The 3,185-nt window shown below is 69.5% G+C and carries 2 protein-coding genes; both read right to left on the bottom strand.

Features of this window, described 5'->3' with window-relative positions; genetic code table 11:
- A partial coding sequence (locus ACFZBU_RS47925) for a beta-ketoacyl synthase N-terminal-like domain-containing protein (protein WP_391590148.1) occupies window positions 1-1,093 on the bottom strand: 1,093 nt, incomplete at its 3' end.
- 7 nt (window positions 1,094-1,100) lie between these two features.
- Window positions 1,101-3,185: type I polyketide synthase (locus ACFZBU_RS47920; protein WP_391590147.1), on the bottom strand; the 2,085-nt coding region annotated here is incomplete at its 5' end.

Here is a 3,185-nt window from a genome sequence, read left to right as displayed (position 1 = left end):
TCGACTTGATCGACCCCAACCACAACGGCCGACCCTCCGGGCGATCCTGCCCATACGTCGCCAACAACGCCTGCGCCTCGATCGGATCACCGAGCCTCGTACCGGTACCGTGCGCCTCCACGACGTCCACATCGCCCGACACCAGTCCGGCATTCATCAACGCCTGCCGAATCACCCGCTGCTGCGCCGGACCATTGGGCGCGGTCAATCCATTCGACGCGCCGTCCTGATTCACCGCCGAACCCCGTACCGTCGCCAACACCCGGTGTCCGTTGCGGCGAGCGTCGGACAGCCGCTCGACCAGCAGCCAACCGACCCCCTCCGCCCACCCCGTACCATCCGCCGCCGCCGCGAACGACCGACACCGACCATCCGCGGACAATCCCCGCTGCGCGCTGAAGTCGATGTAGGTCTCGGGGGTCGCCATCACCGCGACACCGCCCGCCAGCGCGAGCGAGCACTCCCCCGCCCGCAACGCCTGCGCGGCCAGATGCAGCGCGACGAGCGACGACGAGCACGCGGAGTCGACGGTGACCGCCGGTCCCTCGAACCCCAGGCTGTACGCGACTCGACCGGACGCGATGGCGCCGGCACTGCTGTTGTGCGCGTAGTCGTGGTACATCATCCCGGCGAACACGCCCGTACGGCTCCCGCGCAACGAGGCCGGGTCGATGCCCGCTCGTTCCAGTGACTCCCACGCGGTTTCCAGCAGAAGCCGCTGTTGCGGGTCCATCAACAGCGCCTCGTTGGGACCGATGCCGAAGAAGGCCGAGTCGAAGTCCCCTGCGCTGTGCAGGAATCCGCCCTCCTTCACATACGTCGTGTTCGGCCGCAGACCTTCCGGGTCATAGATCCGCTCGATGTCCCAGCCGCGGTCGGTCGGGCATTCGGTGACCCCGTCCCGTCCTTCCGCGACCAATTGCCAAAGACTTTCCGGCGAGGTGGCACCCCCGGGAAAGCGGCAGGACATGCCGACGATCGCGATCGGTTCGCGGATCGTCGCCACGAGTTCCTGGTTGCGAGTGCGCAACAACTCGGTTTCCTTGAGCGACGCGCGAAGCGCCGCGACCAGCCTCGCGTCGGAACTGCTCATCGCCGAATCACGCTTCCTGAATCGCGTCGTCGGGGCCGAAGCCCTCGAGTGCCATGCTGATCAAGCTCTCGGCATCCATCTCGTCGATGGACTCCTTGTCTGCCGAGCCATCGGTGTCGAACCCGAGCCCCGGGTCGGCGACTCCGGCGAGCTCCAACAGCCGATCCAGCAGGCCGGCATCGCGAAGTCGCTGGAGCGGGATGTTCCGAAGAGCATCGTGGAACCGGTCCCGACCGGCCGCGAATTCGGCGTCGGTCTCCGGGTCGGGCGCGAATTCGGTCCCGATGTGCTCGGCCAATACGAGCGGGTTCGCGTAATCGAAGACGAGCGTCGACGGAAGCCGCAGGCCGGTGGCCGCGTTCAAGCCGTTACGGAACTCCACCGCGGAGAGCGAGTCGAAGCCCAACTCGGCAAACGCCCGCTCGGGTTCGATCGCCTCGGCGTCGGCATGGCCCAGAGTCGCCGCCGCCTGACTGCGGACGACATCCAGCAGGGCATCGTTGCGTTCGGCCGCCGACAGCCCGTCCAGACGCCGACGCAGCGTAGCTCCCGCATCCGAACGCACCGCAACCGAACGCCGCGACGGGCCGCTGCGCCCGAGCCCGCGTAGCAGGTTCGGCAGTTCCGTGCTCGACAGCGCGTCCGGGTCGAACCGAACCGGTGCCAGGGCGGCTCGGTCGAGTGTGGTCGCGGCGTCGAAGAGCGCGAGGCCCTCCGCCACGGACAGCGGCAGCACACCGCCACGTGCGAGCCGCGCCCGATCATCGGCGGCCAGGGAACCTGTCATCCCCCCGTCGGCGTCCCACAATCCCCAGGCCAACGACAATGCCTGCCGCCCACCCGCTCGACGATGCACGGCCAAACCGTCCAGGAAGGCGTTCGCCGCCGCGTAGTTGCCCTGTCCGGCACCACCCAGCACACCCGCCGCCGAGGAGAACAGGACGAACGCGGAGAGGTCCATGTCCTGCGTCAACTCGTGCAGGTGCCAGGCCGCGTCCGCCTTCGGACGCAAGACGGTGTCCAGGCGTTCGGGAGTCAGCGAGGAGATCACCCCGTCGTCCAGGACCCCCGCTGCGTGCACGACACCGGTGAGCGCACGACCGGCCAACAACTCGACGACCGCGGCGCGATCGGCGACGTCACACGCCACGACCTCCGCCTCCGCGCCCAGCTCCGACAGTTCCGCGACCAACTCCGCCGCCCCCTCGGCCGCCAAGCCGTGCCGACTGGTCAGCAACAGCCGGCGCACCCCGTATCGCGTGACCAGATGCCGTGCGAACAGGGCACCCAGCGTGCCGGTGCCACCGGTGATCAACACCTCGCCATCCGGATCGAACGGAACGGTGGCGTGCGGGACTTCCGCGACCGGCACCCGCAGCAACCGCGCCGCGTGTGCCACACCGCCGCGTACGACGACCTGCGGCTCGCCGGATCCCACGACGGCGAGAGCGTCGACGTCGGCACCTTCGTCGAAGTCCGCGAGCACGAACTTCCCCGGCTCCTCCGACTGGGCCGATCGCACCAGGCCCCAGACCGCGGCACCGGCGAGATCGGTGACGTCCTCCCCCTCCAACGCCACCGCGCCGCGCGTCACCACCACCAACGTCGCGTGCGCGAAACGCTCTTGCGTCGACCACGACTGCACTGCGTCCAGGGCCCGAAGCAGGGCGGCACGGACGACCGCAGGCCCCGAACCACCCGACACGGGCAGCACCACCACCTCCGGAACGACCCCGTCGGAGTCGAGTTCGTCCCACCCGACCACGTGAGCGTCGCGAGGCTCGGAAGCGACCTTGGTCCAGGTCAGCTGATGCAGCGCGTCGTGGTGACGCGACGCGGTGGCGAATCCCTCCGGTGCGACCTCGCGCAGCGCGAGTTCGTCCACCGACGCCACGGGCAGCCCGGCCGCGTCCGCGATCCGCAGGGACACTGCGCCCGCGCGAACCGGGGTCACCCGTACACGCAGCGCCGAGGCCCCGGAGGCATACAACTCCACCCCGGACCACGAGAACGGCAACGCCGCCCGCTCACCCGCAGCCCCCGACAACGCGATCGCCTGCAACCCCGCGTCCAGCAACGCCGGATGCAACCC

It is taken from the genome of Embleya sp. NPDC008237, assembly GCF_042956465.1.
Taxonomy (GTDB): Bacteria; Actinomycetota; Actinomycetes; order Streptomycetales; family Streptomycetaceae; genus Embleya.
Note: the sequence above shows the minus strand (reverse complement) of the source record. Positions and strands in the feature narration are given on the sequence as shown.